Raw genomic sequence first — 15,117 nt, forward strand, 5'->3', positions numbered from 1 at the left:
GTTATTAGTGAATATTAGTTTTTTAACCTACTCAGAAATTGTTTTACACGCAGCTCCATAGCATTAAGCTGATCTGTAATACCAGGAACCTGTGACTCTATCTGTGATTGAATTTCCTTTTTAACTTTGTCCTTATCCTTATCAGGCACCTGGTTTTGAAAATATTTATTGATCTGATTTTTCAGGTCATTTAAAGGGACGATCTGATTTTTTCCAATACCATAAATTAATGAATCAGCTATACCTTCAAATGATTTTTGGAGTGATGGGTCGTCCCAGTAATCGGCTATTTTTTTTGAGTAAGTAGGATAATTGACATACAATTTCTCAAACGCCTGGTTGAACCCACTTTGGGTTTGCGCGTATTGGGTAAGCGCGTTGATATTAACGAAGGCATATACCCCTATAAATTTAAACGCAATCATTAAACTTTGCGCCTGCAGGATATAATTTTGCAGGGCACCGCTAATCTCGGGGTAAAACAGATCAATACCATCCTGCCTTTCCCGGGCCATCCTGAGATCATCATTGCTATAACCTGCTTTTTTAAGATTGGCAGCTATGGAATCAATTTTTACTTGCAACGCTTTTGTTTCGGATTGCCCTTTTTTGGCCGCGTCTTTTAATTGGGCCAATGTTGCCAGGTAACTTTTAATCTGGTCGTTTGACTGAAAACCTTCCAGAACAATCTGCGTCAATAACAATGGATCTTTAGGTACCAGTACCCTTCCTCCCGTTGGATACGAAATGATGTAATTTTTGTCAGACGGCTGAACAGTAAGCTGGCTGGCGCTGCTGCTTATGGCGGTTGAAAACACGCCCGAATCGTCTGTTGTTGCCGGTTTCCCGTTTATAATTATCGTATAGTTTTTAAGCACTGAGTTGTTGGCCAAAAGCTGGCCCTTAAAAACTGTAGTTTGGCTATAACCGCTAAACCCGGCCACACATAAGCTTAATATGCAGACGATCGCTTTCATAACTCTTTTAACTGAAGGGTAAGCGGTATTTTTGATGAAAAAATCTGCGTGTTGTTATAACGCAACTTTTTTTCACGGTAAACCCTTACCGGAAACTCGGTGCCATCTTTTACCGGTAAGATAAAACGGAAATTGCCTAAATTATCGGCACTGGTTTTATATAGCCCATTAGCCAAAACGATCAACACATTCGGCACAGGTTGACCTTGCATATCTACTACCAGGCCGCTTATAGTTAAGGATTCAGCTTGTTTTTTAAGATGTACCTCAATAGGCGTACGCCCATCAACAGGAATAGTTACCTGTTGGCTTTGCCGGTAATAACCTATCACGGCGGGAGTAACAGAAATGGTTTTGCCTAATAGATTGGTTGGCAGCTCGGTAAAGGTTACAACACCATTTTCGATCCTTGCAGAATCCGGTTTGTTGAATAAAACCTTCAAAACACCACCGTTTACAAGCTCATTTTTGCTTTCATCACCAAAAACTATGAACTTGATATTAAATGAATCTGCCTGTGGAGAAAGCTTTAGGCCAAAATATATGATAAGGCAAAAAATCACTGCAGGTCCACCAAGTTCTAACGTGCCATTATTTACATTGCCGCTATATTTAGCATGCGCTTTTAAAGCGCCAAATAAAAAACCTGATGCAATTAAGGCCACAAAAACCAGTAAAAAAAAATAAACCTGCGGACTTAAATTTGAAGCTTTATTGCTAAAGATCATTAGTATTATAGCGGCGGCCACAAACAACACGAAGCCCACCCCGGTTATAATAACCCAACTTAAAGGTGAAACAGTTTTATTGGTTTCGACTGACATTGTAAGTAATAGGCTGTGTATTATAAAGTTAGATATATTTTTCTATTTATATAATACAAATTACTGATTTCCAATTATGAGTGCCTGACAAAGTCAAAAAGCAAATGAGGACGCCAAAGGCTGACGGTTATTCACACTTCAGAGTTGTACGCTTTCAGGCATAAACAAACCCGCTAACAATAGTGGGCCGCCAAATCATATCCTCCCTGTTAGCCCCGCTTCCCAAACGCCGAAATTCCGTATCTTTGATCAAATACTTCTGTATGTCTAAAAAGAAAAATAATTCTTCTATAGTTCAGGTACTTACACAAATGGTACTTGATATATTTGAACAAAACGGTAATACCCCACTAAACTATAAACAGGTTTCTGCTAAATTAAACGTTCGCGATCCAGAATCGCGCGAGATTATATTTGATATTTTAAAGGATGAGGCCCAAAAATCAGTCCTTAAAGAAATTGCTCCTGGCAAATTCCAGCTGCTTGAATTAAAAACATTTATTGAAGGCCGGGTTGACCTCACCAACGATGGATCGGCTTTTATTGTTACCGATGATGAATTTGAAAGCGACATTTTTGTTGCACCACGCAAACTCCGTAACGCCTTACATGGCGATAGGGTTAAAGTTTACGTATACGCCATAAGCAAGGGTAAGCGCAAAGAGGGTGAGATCATAGAAATACTGCAACGTGCCAAAATGGAATTTACGGGAATTGTAAAGCTATCAGAACGCTTTGCTTTTTTTATTCCGGATGACCGCAAAATGATGCATGACATTTTTATCCCGATGAGTGAGCTCAACGGCGCCAAAAACGGAATAAAAGCTGTTGCAGAAATAACCGACTGGCCCGCCGAAGCAAAAAACCCAATTGGCCGGATAAAACATATTTTGGGTGCCCAGGGCGAGAATGACACCGAAATGAATGCCATCCTTGCCGAATATGGCTTCCCTCTTTCATTCCCGGCAGAGGTTGAGCATGAATCTGAAGAAATAGGTGATATTATCACCAAAGACGAAATTGCGAGAAGGAGAGATTTCAGGGATATCACAACCTTCACTATTGATCCGTTTGATGCTAAGGATTTTGATGATGCTTTATCTTACAAATTACTCGAAAATGGTAACTACGAAGTGGGTGTTCACATTGCCGATGTTTCGCACTATATCGTGCCCGAATCTGCTTTGGATAAAGAAGCGCTGGAGCGTGCAACGTCTGTTTACCTTGTAGATAGGGTTATACCGATGCTTCCGGAACGCCTGTCAAACGGGTTATGCTCTTTACGCCCCAAAGAAGAAAAGCTTTGTTTTTCGGCGGTATTTGAGTTGGACGAGAATGCCTACATTATCAATGAATGGTATGGTAAAACCATCATCTACTCAGACAGGCGCTTTACTTATGAAGAGGTTCAGGAAGTTATTGAAACCGAGCAGGGTGATTTTAAAGATGAAATATTAAAACTAAACGCGTTGGCGTATAAGCTACGTGATCGTAAGTTTAAGAATGGCGCCATCAGCTTTGAAACTACCGAGGTTAAATTTAAGCTTGATGAAAAAGGCAAACCCACCGGCGTATATGTAAAAGAACGCAAGGATGCGCATAAGCTCATAGAAGATTTTATGTTACTGGCTAACCGTAAAGTGGCCGAGTATGTAAACAAGATGGGCAAAGGAAAGCATAAATACACATTTGTTTACCGTACACACGATTCGCCCAAACCAGATGCATTGGCAAACTTTGCGCAATTTGCAGCAAGGTTTGGATATAAAATAAATACCAAATCGGATAAAGAAACGGCCAAATCTCTCAACTTCCTGATGGAAGATGTGGAAGGTAAAAAGGAGCAGAATGTACTTACGCATTTGGCAATCCGTTCAATGGCAAAGGCAATATATACTACAAAAACAAGTAGTCATTATGGTTTGGCATTTGATCATTATACGCACTTCACCTCTCCTATCCGCCGGTACCCGGATGTGATGGTTCACCGTTTGCTTTTCCATTATTTAAATGGCGGGCAATCTGCCAATGCAGAGCATTACGAAAAACTATGCAGCCATAGCTCGCTAATGGAGAAAAAAGCGGCTGATGCGGAACGCTCTTCAGTTAAATATAAACAGGCCGAATACCTGCGCGACCAGGTTGGAAACATGTTTACGGGTATTATTTCGGGTGTTACAGAATGGGGTATGTATGTAGAGATAATAGAAAATAAATGCGAAGGTATGATCCGTTTACGTGATATATCTGATGATTTTTATACTTTGGATGAGAAAAATTATTGTATCATAGGTCAGCGTAAAAAGAAAATCTACCAACTGGGTGATGAAGTAAAGATCAGGGTTAAAAATGTTGATCTCACCAAAAAACAAATTGATTTTTCGTTAGTACAGGACTAAGTTGATGGGTTGATTAATTTAACTTAATCAGCCTGGTCAACCACACAACAAAAAAATGAAACAACTTACAGACCTACAGGTATTGATTAGTAAAGCTGTAGACGCGCTAAAATTCCCTGACTCTCCTGCCGAACTCTATGAACCCATAAGCTATATATTGGATCTGGGTGGTAAACGTCTTCGCCCCAGTCTTCTTTTGATGGCTTGCGACCTTTTTGGGGGCGATGTAGATAAAGCCATTGAGCCGGCCCTGGCAATAGAGGTATTCCATAACTTCACGCTGATGCATGATGATATAATGGATAAAGCCCCACTTCGCCGTGGCAAAAAAACAGTGCACGAAAAATGGAACGCCAATGTGGCCATCCTATCCGGCGATGCCATGATGGTAGAGGCCAACAAGCTGATGATGAAGGTTGATGATGCCATTTTACGCCGGGTGATGGATGTATTTAATGAGACAGCCACGGGCGTATGTGAAGGCCAGCAGATTGACATGAGCTTTGAGCAGCGCAATAATGTGCTTATTGACGAGTACCTGGATATGATCAGGCTTAAAACCGCCGTATTATTAGGCGGAACGCTAAAAATAGGTGCCATTATAGGAGGAGCGTCCTTAAATGATGCTCAGTTGCTTTACAGTTTTGGTGTTAACCTGGGCATAGCTTTCCAGTTACAGGATGACATCCTGGATGTTTATGGCGACCCTGAAAAGTTTGGTAAACAGGTTGGCGGTGATATCCTATCCAACAAAAAAACATACCTGCTCATCAAAGCGCTTGAACTGGCCCGGGATGAGCAAGCCGACAATCTGAACAGCTGGCTAAACCTGGAACAATTTGATTCTGCAGAGAAGGTAATTGCAGTAACGGCAATTTATAACCAGTTAGATATAAGGCAATATGCCGAATATGCCATGCAAACCTATGCAGAAAAAGCTTTTGACGCGCTTGATCAGATCAACCTATCCGAAGACCGCCGCCAATACCTGAGGCAGTTTGCAGATAGTTTGCTGGTGAGGGAGTATTAATTATATTTAAGGGATGAAAAGGATACTGTTTATTATAATTGGAATAGTTGTTTGCCAATCTGCAAAGGCACAATTTATTGACACTACAAAAACGACACATACAGAGAAGGTTATCCATTTTATAATGGATCCTGAATTTCCTGGTGGTCCAGATAAGATGAATCTTTGGATAAGTAATAATATAAAGTATCCTGAACAAGCAAAAAAAGACAAAATTAAAGGGAATGTAATAGTTACTTTTATCGTTTACGAAGACGGTAGCCTTAATGATATTAAAATAGTACAAAGTCTTTCTAAAGAAACCGACGAAGAAGCAATTCGAGTTGTGAGCCATATGCCAAAATGGAAACCAGGCATGAAAGATCGAAGGCTAATGAAATATCTGTATACTTTACCTGTGAAGTTTAAATAGCATAGTTAGTGAAGCTATTGCCGATAGTTTGCTGGTGAGAGAGTATTGATTATATTTAGGGTATGAATAGAATACTATTAACTATAATTGGAGTAATTGCTTTTGTTACTACAAACGCCCAAACCCTAACCTCCGGCGGTAAACTCAAACCCGAGCAAGCCATTATGGATGTAAGGCATTATACCATCGCCTTAAATGTTGATCCTGTTCAAAAAACCATTGACGGTTACACTACCATTGATGTGATTATGGCACAACCTACTCACGTATTGCTTTTTGATCTGTTAGATTCCCTACAGATCAGCAATGTGTTAGTCAATGGAAAAAAGGAGGCATATACTTATCAGAACAACCTCATCACCATAAACACAACAAAAGAGTTGCCCGCAGGTAAGGCAAGTGTAAAAGTAATTTACGGCGGTAAGCCGCATGTGGCCCGTCGCCCGCCGTGGGATGACGGCTTTATCTGGTCAAAAGATTCCACAGGGCACCAGTGGATGGCCATTACTGCCGAAGGAACGGGTGGCAAATTATATTTCCCATGTAAAGATCATCCGTCTGATGAGCCTAATGAAGGTGTAGATATGATCATCACCGTACCCAAAGATTTGGTAGTTGCAGGTCCGGGTTTATTACAAAAAGTCACAAAGCAAAACAACACCGCCACTTACCATTGGAAAACCAATTACAGCATCAATAATTACAGCATATTATTTAATGCCGGCGACTATAAAGTAGTAAGCAGACCATACAAAACCATTGATGGGCATATAGTACCCATCCAGTTTTATGTATTAAATGAGGATGCGTCAAAGGCTAACCGTCACCTGGATATTTTTGAACGTACAATTCACATCCAGGAAAAATATTTTGGTGAGTACCCATGGGTTAAAGAAAAAATAGGAATAGTTGAAACGCCGCATTTAGGTATGGAGCACCAAACCATGAATGCCTATGGCAATAAGTTCAGGTATTCTAAATTAGGCGGACAGGATTTTGATTGGCTGATGCACCATGAATTTGGCCACGAATGGTGGGGCAACAAAGTAACAGCCAAAGATTGGGCCGATTACTGGATTCACGAAGGAATCTGCACCTTTGGCGATGCTATGCCAATAAGGGAGCTGGAAGGCGAGCAAGCCTACATCAAACACTTTCAGCAGGCCGCATTAGCATTTGGCAATAAAATCCCCTTAGTTATAGGTAAAGATATTGACGAAGAAGCAGCCTACAACGGCGATATCTACGGCAAAGGAGCATTCTTTATGCACACGCTGAGGTATATCATGGGAGACACCGTCTTCTTCCCTACCCTGAAAGGTTTCGTAACTGATCCTAAATACACGTACAGCAACCTGGTAACCACTGCTGATGTACAGGAATATTTTAGTAAAGCGGCAGGTATTGATCTGAAACCATTGTTTGATTTATATATCTATTCTATCAATAAACTGGAAGTGCATATAAAAGCACAGCGCGGCGATAAGTATCTCATCCAGCTTTTAAATATTGATATGCCCTTACCAATAGATATCACCGCTGATGGCGTTACAAAACGTTATATATTGGATAAAAAAGGAACAACCATTGTAAGCAAAACTGTGCCGGCCATTGATCCGGATACTTATTATTTAAAGAAATTGATCTTAGAATAATCTTAGAGGCTGTCTAAAAATGATTTATGAAATATTTTTAGACTTCTAATGAAGCATATCCCCACGCTTCGTTGCGAGTTTTACTATCCGGCGAACACTGAAAGGAAAATGACGTTTGAAAAGTTTGTCATCCTGAGTGATAAAATTTGGCGAAACTCTAAAGGGGAAATGACGTAAACTAACCAAGGTTAAGACTCACCCTGTCATCGCTACGCTCGACATCCCTCTCTTCAACTTCGTTGGAAAGAGGGAGTTGAAAAATTCAAAATTACCTTTTTTTACCCTCTTTCCGGCGAAGCCGAAGAGAGGGTCGCCGTCCGCGAATGGCGGACCGGCGGGGTGAGTCGTTGCCACCATACAGAGCCGATTGCCTGGTATGAAACAGATACGTCATAGGTAGGGAAAACTCTAAAGGTGGGAAATGACAAGCGGTGAAAGACTTACGAAGTTTTTAAAACTTCGTAAGTCTGGGATTCTACAACTTGTTATAGGTAGGAACGAAGGACCTATTCGCAGACTGTACCGGGCGAAGAAGCATGGCGAATAACAGATCCTTCACTGCGTTCCAGGATGACAAAAGCTTTTTAGTAAATATGTCATAGGTAGGTACGAAATTTCGCGAAACCATCTGTTCGCGCCAAAATTCAATTGCCCAAAACAAATTAACCAAAAAAGCCCTGATCAAATTGACCAGGGCTTTTCTATATTCTTAAAGCGCTTGCTAATTACTCAGCTGCTGCTTCTGTATCTTCTTTTTTAGCTTTTGGAGCCGCTTTTTTAGCTTTTGGAGCTTCTTCGGCTGCAACTGGTGCAGGTGCTGCTACTTCAGCAACTTCTTCTGCAAAAGGAACAACAGAAACGTATGAACGGTTGTCAGCTTTCTTTCTGAAAACTACATGACCAGCAGTTAATGCAAATAATGTATGATCCCTGCCGATACCTACGTTAACGCCTGGGTTGTGTTTAGTACCACGTTGACGAACGATGATGTTACCTGCAATTGCTGGCTGACCACCGAAAATTTTGATACCTAAACGTTTGCTATGCGACTCGCGGCCGTTTCTGGAACTACCGGCCCCTTTTTTGTGTGCCATTTTTTAATATCTTTTATGGAATTGAAGAACAACTCCGGTTAAACTTTAAATTATAATGTAATACCGGTGATCTCGATCTTGGTAAATTGTTGACGGTGACCGTTTTTCTTTTTGTAACCTTTTCTTCTTTTCTTTTTGAAAATGATCACTTTATCACCCTTTAAATGAGACAAGATCTTAGCTGAAACTTTAGCACCTTTCAAATCAGAACCTAATTTGAATGAACCTTCATTTTCTGCTAACAATACACTGTCAAATTCAATACTAGCGCCTTCGTCACCTTGTAACCTGTGTACAAAGATCTGCTGGTCTTTTGCAACCTTGAATTGCTGTCCGGCTATACTTACTATTGCGTACATGTTTGTTAATTATTGTTTTAAAATTCGAGGTGCAAATATAGGGATTGATTATTAAATAAACAACATACCTATACTTTATTTTTTCAGCCTGTTTTCGGCTGTTGTTAAACTTTGATCTATCTCCTTGATCAATTGTTTGTTGGCATCAATTAATTTAGGGTCGCCGGCAAAATTTGAATCAAAGGTAACCTTCTTGGTTTTGGTTTTATATTTAAACTCAATAACATAACGCGTAGGTTTATCTGCAGATGTAGTATCGCCTCTTTCATTTGCCGGGAAGTCCCAAAAGCCCAGATCTGCCGCTTTGTGGTGCAGGTATAACAGATCATCATCAGTAAGCCTGATATGTACTTTCACCAACGAGTCCCTTTTATTAAGGTATTGATAATCTCCTGTTTTTGAACTGAATTGATTGATTAAACTATCCTTAGGACCATACTTGATAGATATCGACTGAAAATCAGAATATCTGTATGGTGCGTTCTTGATCATCATACCATAATAGTAAAAACAGTATAACAGGAACGGAACTACAATTGTAAAAATTAAAAATATTTTTTTAGTACGACTGGTCATATATCAATTAGTGAATTTGCGAGTTAATGAATTAGTGATTTTAGAATTATTTATTATATAGTTATTTATTTAAACCGTCATTGCTTCGTGTATACCTATGTCGTTTTTTGTAAAAAAAGTTTTTGTCATCCTGAACGTAGTGAAGGATCTATTATTCGTCATACTTCTTCGCCCTGTAAAGTCTGCGAATAGATCCTTCACTACGTTCAGGATGACAACCTTTTAAAACGTCAATTCTCCTTCAGCGTCTCCGGATTTTACACCTCGCAATGACGCTTTATTATTTGCGTTGCGGGTATTATTCCAGCTCTCCCTCCCATTTACTTACCACTGCCGTTGCCATTGCATTGCCCAGCACATTCGTAGCCGATCTGCCCATATCCAATAGTGGATCAATGCCTATCAGCAGGAACAACCCGGCTTCCGGTATATTAAACATCGATAGGGTGCCCGCAATAACAACCAGCGACGCCCTGGGCACGCCAGCTACACCTTTACTGGTAAGCATGAGTACCAACAGCATAGATAATTGGTTCCCCAACGACAAGTCAATATCGTAAGACTGCGCCAAAAACAACGACGCAAAGGTCATATACATCATTGAACCATCAAGGTTAAATGAATAACCTAATGGTAAAACAAAGCTTACAATTTTATTGCTGCATCCAAAGCGTTCCAGTTCAAGCAAAACCTTGGGATAGGCAGCCTCGCTGGTTGAGGTACTAAAAGCAACCAGCATAGCATCCTTAATATTATTTATCAACCTAAAAACCGGCCTGCGTAATACTACAAAGCCAGCCAATATAATGATCAGCCAAAGTAACACCAGCGAAAAATAAAATTCACCAATAAAAATACCATAGGTTGATAACACACCAAGTCCCTGTTTAGCTATTACTACCGTAATAGCACCAAATACAGCAACGGGCGCCAGCTTCATTACATAACCTGTTATTTTTAAAATAACATGGGCAATGGCATCCATGGCTTTGATCACTATTTTCCCCTGTTCGCCAATAGCAGCGGTAGCAACACCAAAAAACAGGGAGAACACTACTATTTGCAGTATTTCATTATCGGCCAAAGCTTTAATAAAACTTTGAGGAAATACGTGCCCTATAAATTCGGTTAATGACAATGCCGATTTTTTTATACCGGTAGTTAAATGACTATCGGGCAATGGCAGGTGCATGGCTTTACCGGGTTGAAACAAATTTACCAATAACATACCCAATAACAACGAAACCAGGGTAGCGCTAACAAACCAAAGCATGGTTTTACCGCCAATACGGCCAACCGCCTTTATATCCCCTACCTTGGCAACACCAACAACCAATGTGGTAAACACCAACGGCGCTACAACCATTTTAATAAGATTAAGGAAAATCTTACTTAAAATAGTGTACAGTTCCAGCTTGTCCTCGCGCAGATTATTGTTATCCAGTTGTATTTTTGCCTGCGTTTTTCTTTGTAGTTTTAGGTTTCTAAAAACTTCGGTTGTTGTATCTGTAGATGCAAGCAGGTTTTTATCGATGGTTTTTATAGCAGCATCTGCAGTACTGATGTTGGCATTGATGGTGTTAATTACATTTGTATTGTAAATATATCCCATTACAACACCCGAAATTAGAGCTATAAAAATATAGAGCGTTAGTTTGCTTTTTTTTTGCATCGATTCTATTGAGGGTGTAAAAGTACAAAATTTACTGTTTTAAGAGTTATGAATCAGGACACAAGAATCAAAGCTTTTAAATTAAGCCTGTTTGCTCCGCGAAACTTGTCCTGGTACTTAATTCTTGTCTCTTGATTCTAATTAGTATTTTGCCCAACTTTTAAAACAGTATGACGGTTACCACTTACGGATTACAGCACATAAAAAAAGAAATTCAGCACATGCCGCTTGAGCAATTGTCTGAGTTAATTCTTCGTTTGGCCCGTTATAAAAAAGAAAACAAGGAGTTGCTGGCTTATTTATTATTTGAGGCATATGACGAAACCGCGTTTCTTGAAAAAGTGAAAGCCGAGGCTGGGTTTATGTTTAGCCAGTTACCGGCTTTAAGTTACCATGCAGCTAAGGGCATGCGTAAAATTTTACGGTTACTCAGCAAATACACTAAATTTACAGGATCAAAAGGGGCCGAAATAGAGTTGTTACTGAACTTTTGCAGCAATTACCTTGAATACGCTGACAGGCGTACTTCTTACAAACCTATCCGCTTAATTTTGACAAGAACAGTAGAGAAAATAAAAACGCTGATAAACAAGTTGCATGAAGATCTTCAATTTGATTACGCTGAGAATTACAACAATTTAATCACCGATGCAGAAAAAAAACTTTCCTGGTTTAAAAAGAGTGATTACTTGTTGTAACATATTTAACCATCGTCAATCTAAACTATAAAAAATCTATTAATTGTGGCCAACAAAGAAGCAGCGTTCAAGCAAATATATGAAGCTAATTCTAAAAAGATATTCCATTTGTGCTATGGTTATACCGGCGATGATGATGCCGCGAATGATCTTTTACAGGAAACCTTTTTAAAAGTATGGCAAAACCTCGACAAATTCCGCAACCAGGCCATGATCTCCACCTGGATATATCGCATTGCTGTAAACACGTGTTTAACCTACCTGCGATCGGAAAAGCGACAGGCAAAAGACGAACTTACTGATCAAATAGCTGAAACTAAGCGAGAGGAATTTTCTGAAAAGAATGAGCAGGTTGCTTTACTATATAAGTGTATATCAAAATTAGAAGAATCAGAAAGAATTATTATAACATTGGTACTCGACGAAGTACCCTACCCCGAAATAGCAGATGTTTCGGGCATATCGGAAGGAAATTTGAGGGTGAAAATTTATCGTATAAAACAAAAGTTAACAGAATTATATAACCAGTATGAAAGACTTTGATCATTTGATGTCGGTTTGGCAGGGACAGCCAAAGCAAGATCAGCTTTCAGTGGATGAGGTGCTGAAGCAGGTAAAGAAGGGGATTCGCAGCATAACTAATAAGTTGTACTGGACTATAGTGGCTATGGTGGCTATCACCATATTTGCAGCCATTGTTACATTTTTTCTGGCATTTAAGTCGGGAGTTACTACGGCGGGTATATTAATTGTATTGGTTACCATGCTCATGTACCTTTCATTAACTGTAAGGCATTATCATATACTCAGCAAGCGCGATGCTACAATAAATCCAGCTGAGTACCTTGAAAGCTTAAAGGAATACCAAAAAAACAGGTCGAAAGTTATCGGCTGGTTCTACTACATTTATATATTGATGATAAGCGCCGGGCTTGCGCTTTACTTTATTGAAGTATTGGAAAGCTCATCGCTGATATTTAAAATAGTCACTTATGGCTCCATTATCATTTGGTTTTTATTCACTACGTTTTATTTAAAGCCAAGAATGTTTAAGAACGAGGAAGAAAAACTTAACCTGATGATAGATCGCCTGGTACGCCTGAAAGAACAATTTGATTAATTATTATTGTACCGAAATTTTCATTTTAAAATGACGGACAATTCTATTACACTTCAAAAAGTAACCGCGGCTGATGTTGACACCTTGCTGACCATTAGCAGGGATACATTCTTCTATTTTTTTGCTCCGCTGAATAAGGCTGACGATATGGAAGCCTATGCAGTTAAAGCATTTACTACAGAACGAATACGCGCCGAGATCGAAAACCCCGGCTCTCAATTTTACTTTGCGCTGTTTAACGGCCAAATGGCCGGTTACCTTAAATTGAATTTTGGCGATGCCCAAACTGAATTTAAAGAGCCCGATGCCCTTGAAGTAGAACGCATTTATGTATCGAAAGAGTTTCATGGAAAAAAAATCGGCCAGGTGCTTTTAAATTTCGCTATTAAAACGGCAGTTGATCACCATTTTAAATATATCTGGCTTGGTGTTTGGGAACACAATCATAACGCCATCGGCTTTTATGAACACCATGGTTTTAAAGTATTTAGCAATCATGAATTTTTATTAGGAAATGATTTGCAGAACGACCTGTTAATGAAGAAGGAATTAACCTGAAAAGCATTTTACTTCCCCTGATTGATCAACATATACATTACCTGCTCCCTTAATTGCCTGCTAATGGGGATTTGGTATTGCCCAATATTTAGAGTATTCCCCTCAATAGAGCTAACCTTATTGTAAGCAACGATATAGGATTTATGTGTTTGCAGAAACCTGCTTTGTGGCAGCTTATCGGCAAACGCTTTTAACGTACTATGGGTGATGATCTTTTTATTAAGGGTTTGTATCACTACATAATTTTCCATGCCCTGCACAAAAAACACTTCATCAAAAACAACTTTTTCCAGTTTGCCTTCGCTTTTTACAAACAGGTAACCAGCCTCGCTCCCATTACTTTTTTGGTCAAAATAATCTTTAGCCTTAAAGGCACCCTTCATGAAGCGTTCAAAAGAAATAGGCTTAAGCAGGTAATCCAATATATCCAGGTCGAAACCATCGGTGGCATATTCTTTAAAAGCGGTAGTAAATATCACCTTTGGCGGATTTTGAAGCGACTTTAAAAAATCCACACCCGTTAAATGCGGCATTTGGATATCCAGAAAAAGCAGGTCGACCGGTTGTTGCTTCAACACATTGCTCAGCTCCATGGCATCTTCGCATTGGGCTTTCAGGTCAAAAAAGCCTGCTTTTTCTATATATCCCTGCAGGCCTTTTCTTGCAAAAGGTTCATCATCGGTTATAATACAATTAATCCGGCCCATCCTATTAAAATTTCAATTCAACTTCGGCTATAAACCTATTTTCATGCCGGTTAACAACCAGCTTATTTTTATCGGGATAAAGTAATTGCAGGCGTCTTTTCAAATTTCCCAGCCCTATACCGGTATAATTATCTTTAGCTTGTATTTGTGCCGGCACGTCATTATCAACAACAAAAATAAATATGCCATCTGTAATTTTTGCAGTGATATTAATTTCATAGTCGCCGCCTGCATACTTAAACGCATTCTCAACCAATGGCAATAACAGCAACGGATATATTGACTGATCGGTCAGCTTCGTATCAAAACAAACATTTAAGCACAGCTTATTGCTTGCCCTTATTTTTTGAAACTCAATATAATTTTGCAGGTATTCCAATTCCTGCCTTATGGGTACCTGCTGTTGCTGATCATAAAGTTGATACCTAAGCAAACTGGAAAGCAATTCGGTACTCTTTTTGGCCGCCGGCACATCCTCATCCATCTGAAAATAAATGGTGTTTAAAGCATTAAACAAAAAGTGCGGATGATATTGGGCTTTCAAAAACTTAAGTTCGGTTTCTAACTGATCGGTAGTCAACTTTTCCAGTTGTACCTTGTTGGCAATGTAGGCCTTTAACCATGTACTGCTACGGGCTATGCCATAATAAATAATGGCATATAAGGTTGGTATCATTGTGAGGTCTGCCAGATCACCCCAGGATAGGCCGTCGTCAGTCAATGCAGCCATTGGAGTAAATATCAAGTTCACCAAAACCAGGTTAGCAAACACCAGTATAATTAATTCTCTTACTACTCCCCTATAATTAAATTGCAGTGGCCAGCGCCTGTCATAAAACCGAAAGAGCCACTCAAATATATATATGCCTGCATAGCCCACCAATACACTGCAGCTCATTTCAAGGACATTTAAACCCCAGTCTCTTTTCCAAAACATTTCATCATGTTCAGTGTCATGCAGCAGCCTTACAGTAAAATATACCAGCAGGCCATACAACGCGGGGGAAATATATTTCCGAAAGAATTTCATATCATT

Annotated in this window: 16 protein-coding genes; 8 read left to right on the forward strand and 8 right to left on the reverse strand. The window is 39.6% G+C overall.

What is annotated here, in order from left to right:
- Positions 1 to 14 precede the first annotated feature (14 nt).
- Together AC1DYB_RS27300 and AC1DYB_RS27305 are read right to left on the reverse strand one after the other, a co-directional pair.
- Positions 15 to 977, reverse strand: a complete 963-nt coding sequence (locus tag AC1DYB_RS27300; protein WP_477439701.1) for a hypothetical protein — start codon at positions 975 to 977, stop codon at positions 15 to 17.
- Complete coding sequence (locus tag AC1DYB_RS27305) at positions 974 to 1,801, reverse strand: carboxypeptidase-like regulatory domain-containing protein (protein WP_477439703.1); 828 nt, start codon at positions 1,799 to 1,801, stop codon at positions 974 to 976. Before AC1DYB_RS27305 ends, AC1DYB_RS27300 begins: the two co-directional genes overlap by 4 nt.
- A 263-nt stretch (positions 1,802 to 2,064) precedes the next feature.
- Between AC1DYB_RS27305 and rnr the strand changes: the two genes are divergently transcribed.
- The 4 genes from rnr to AC1DYB_RS27325 all read left to right on the forward strand — a co-directional run bounded on the left by rnr (position 2,065) and on the right by AC1DYB_RS27325 (position 7,297).
- Entirely contained in the window at positions 2,065 to 4,200 is a 2,136-nt protein-coding gene (gene rnr, locus AC1DYB_RS27310; protein ID WP_477392961.1) for a ribonuclease R, read from the forward strand.
- 55 nt (positions 4,201 to 4,255) lie between these two features.
- Positions 4,256 to 5,230: a polyprenyl synthetase family protein gene (locus AC1DYB_RS27315; protein WP_477439705.1), complete on the forward strand. Its 975-nt coding sequence runs from the start codon at positions 4,256 to 4,258 to the stop codon at positions 5,228 to 5,230.
- A 13-nt stretch (positions 5,231 to 5,243) separates the two neighbouring features.
- A complete protein-coding gene (locus AC1DYB_RS27320) occupies positions 5,244 to 5,642 on the forward strand; it encodes an energy transducer TonB (RefSeq protein WP_477392957.1) in 399 nt (132 codons plus the stop codon).
- Between the two features lie 62 nt (positions 5,643 to 5,704).
- Complete coding sequence (locus AC1DYB_RS27325) at positions 5,705 to 7,297, forward strand: M1 family metallopeptidase (protein ID WP_477439707.1); 1,593 nt, start codon at positions 5,705 to 5,707, stop codon at positions 7,295 to 7,297.
- Between the two features lie 725 nt (positions 7,298 to 8,022).
- Here AC1DYB_RS27325 and rpmA read toward each other — a convergent pair.
- From rpmA to AC1DYB_RS27345, 4 genes are all read right to left on the reverse strand, one after another.
- Positions 8,023 to 8,391, reverse strand: coding sequence for a 50S ribosomal protein L27 (gene rpmA, locus AC1DYB_RS27330; protein ID WP_295717042.1), 369 nt, complete (start codon positions 8,389 to 8,391; stop codon positions 8,023 to 8,025).
- Positions 8,392 to 8,441: 50 nt separating this feature from the next.
- The gene (rplU, locus tag AC1DYB_RS27335; protein WP_295717044.1) at positions 8,442 to 8,750 is read right to left on the reverse strand and encodes a 50S ribosomal protein L21; all 309 of its coding nucleotides are present in this window, start codon (positions 8,748 to 8,750) and stop codon (positions 8,442 to 8,444) included.
- Between the two features lie 75 nt (positions 8,751 to 8,825).
- The gene (locus tag AC1DYB_RS27340; RefSeq protein ID WP_295715285.1) at positions 8,826 to 9,245 is read right to left on the reverse strand and encodes a hypothetical protein; all 420 of its coding nucleotides are present in this window, start codon (positions 9,243 to 9,245) and stop codon (positions 8,826 to 8,828) included.
- A gap of 379 nt (positions 9,246 to 9,624) precedes the next feature.
- On the reverse strand, positions 9,625 to 10,998 hold the full coding sequence (locus AC1DYB_RS27345) for a dicarboxylate/amino acid:cation symporter (protein WP_477439709.1): 1,374 nt from the start codon (positions 10,996 to 10,998) through the stop codon (positions 9,625 to 9,627).
- 170 nt (positions 10,999 to 11,168) lie between these two features.
- Between AC1DYB_RS27345 and AC1DYB_RS27350 the strand changes: the two genes are divergently transcribed.
- From AC1DYB_RS27350 to AC1DYB_RS27365, 4 genes are read left to right on the forward strand one after another with little or no spacing between them, the layout of a single operon-like run.
- Positions 11,169 to 11,696 carry a hypothetical protein gene (locus AC1DYB_RS27350; protein ID WP_295715289.1) on the forward strand — a complete coding sequence of 176 codons (528 nt, stop codon included), beginning with the start codon at positions 11,169 to 11,171 and terminating at the stop codon, positions 11,694 to 11,696.
- Between the two features lie 45 nt (positions 11,697 to 11,741).
- Positions 11,742 to 12,239, forward strand: a complete 498-nt coding sequence (locus tag AC1DYB_RS27355) for an RNA polymerase sigma factor (protein ID WP_184543351.1) — start codon at positions 11,742 to 11,744, stop codon at positions 12,237 to 12,239.
- On the forward strand, positions 12,226 to 12,816 hold the full coding sequence (locus tag AC1DYB_RS27360; protein ID WP_295715294.1) for a hypothetical protein: 591 nt from the start codon (positions 12,226 to 12,228) through the stop codon (positions 12,814 to 12,816). The genes AC1DYB_RS27355 and AC1DYB_RS27360 overlap by 14 nt, the downstream gene beginning before the upstream one ends.
- A gap of 30 nt (positions 12,817 to 12,846) precedes the next feature.
- Positions 12,847 to 13,374 (forward strand): GNAT family N-acetyltransferase, encoded by a 528-nt coding sequence (locus tag AC1DYB_RS27365; protein ID WP_477439711.1) that lies wholly within the window; start codon positions 12,847 to 12,849, stop codon positions 13,372 to 13,374.
- 8 nt (positions 13,375 to 13,382) lie between these two features.
- Here AC1DYB_RS27365 and AC1DYB_RS27370 read toward each other — a convergent pair whose 3' ends face one another.
- Positions 13,383 to 14,081 carry a LytR/AlgR family response regulator transcription factor gene (locus tag AC1DYB_RS27370; protein ID WP_477439713.1) on the reverse strand — a complete coding sequence of 233 codons (699 nt, stop codon included), beginning with the start codon at positions 14,079 to 14,081 and terminating at the stop codon, positions 13,383 to 13,385.
- A gap of 4 nt (positions 14,082 to 14,085) precedes the next feature.
- Positions 14,086 to 15,111 carry a sensor histidine kinase gene (locus AC1DYB_RS27375; protein ID WP_477439715.1) on the reverse strand — a complete coding sequence of 342 codons (1,026 nt, stop codon included), beginning with the start codon at positions 15,109 to 15,111 and terminating at the stop codon, positions 14,086 to 14,088.
- Positions 15,112 to 15,117: the final 6 nt, after the last annotated feature.

It is taken from the genome of Mucilaginibacter sp. P2_A4, assembly GCF_056405015.1.

Bases quoted from the DNA above. Each gene is read 5' to 3' on its own strand.
- AC1DYB_RS27305 (WP_477439703.1), bottom strand. From the start codon at position 1,801: ATGTCAGTCGAAACCAATAAAACTGTTTCACCTTTAAGTTGGGTTATT.
- AC1DYB_RS27320 (WP_477392957.1), top strand. From the start codon at position 5,244: ATGAAAAGGATACTGTTTATTATAATTGGAATAGTTGTTTGCCAATCT.
- AC1DYB_RS27375 (WP_477439715.1), bottom strand. From the start codon at position 15,111: ATGAAATTCTTTCGGAAATATATTTCCCCCGCGTTGTATGGCCTGCTG.
- AC1DYB_RS27340 (WP_295715285.1), bottom strand. From the start codon at position 9,245: ATGATGATCAAGAACGCACCATACAGATATTCTGATTTTCAGTCGATA.
- rplU (WP_295717044.1), bottom strand. From the start codon at position 8,750: ATGTACGCAATAGTAAGTATAGCCGGACAGCAATTCAAGGTTGCAAAA.
- AC1DYB_RS27365 (WP_477439711.1), top strand. From the start codon at position 12,847: ATGACGGACAATTCTATTACACTTCAAAAAGTAACCGCGGCTGATGTT.
- AC1DYB_RS27360 (WP_295715294.1), top strand. From the start codon at position 12,226: ATGAAAGACTTTGATCATTTGATGTCGGTTTGGCAGGGACAGCCAAAG.
- AC1DYB_RS27350 (WP_295715289.1), top strand. From the start codon at position 11,169: ATGACGGTTACCACTTACGGATTACAGCACATAAAAAAAGAAATTCAG.
- rnr (WP_477392961.1), top strand. From the start codon at position 2,065: ATGTCTAAAAAGAAAAATAATTCTTCTATAGTTCAGGTACTTACACAA.
- AC1DYB_RS27345 (WP_477439709.1), bottom strand. From the start codon at position 10,998: ATGCAAAAAAAAAGCAAACTAACGCTCTATATTTTTATAGCTCTAATT.
- AC1DYB_RS27325 (WP_477439707.1), top strand. From the start codon at position 5,705: ATGAATAGAATACTATTAACTATAATTGGAGTAATTGCTTTTGTTACT.
- rpmA (WP_295717042.1), bottom strand. From the start codon at position 8,391: ATGGCACACAAAAAAGGGGCCGGTAGTTCCAGAAACGGCCGCGAGTCG.
- AC1DYB_RS27370 (WP_477439713.1), bottom strand. From the start codon at position 14,081: ATGGGCCGGATTAATTGTATTATAACCGATGATGAACCTTTTGCAAGA.
- AC1DYB_RS27315 (WP_477439705.1), top strand. From the start codon at position 4,256: ATGAAACAACTTACAGACCTACAGGTATTGATTAGTAAAGCTGTAGAC.
- AC1DYB_RS27300 (WP_477439701.1), bottom strand. From the start codon at position 977: ATGAAAGCGATCGTCTGCATATTAAGCTTATGTGTGGCCGGGTTTAGC.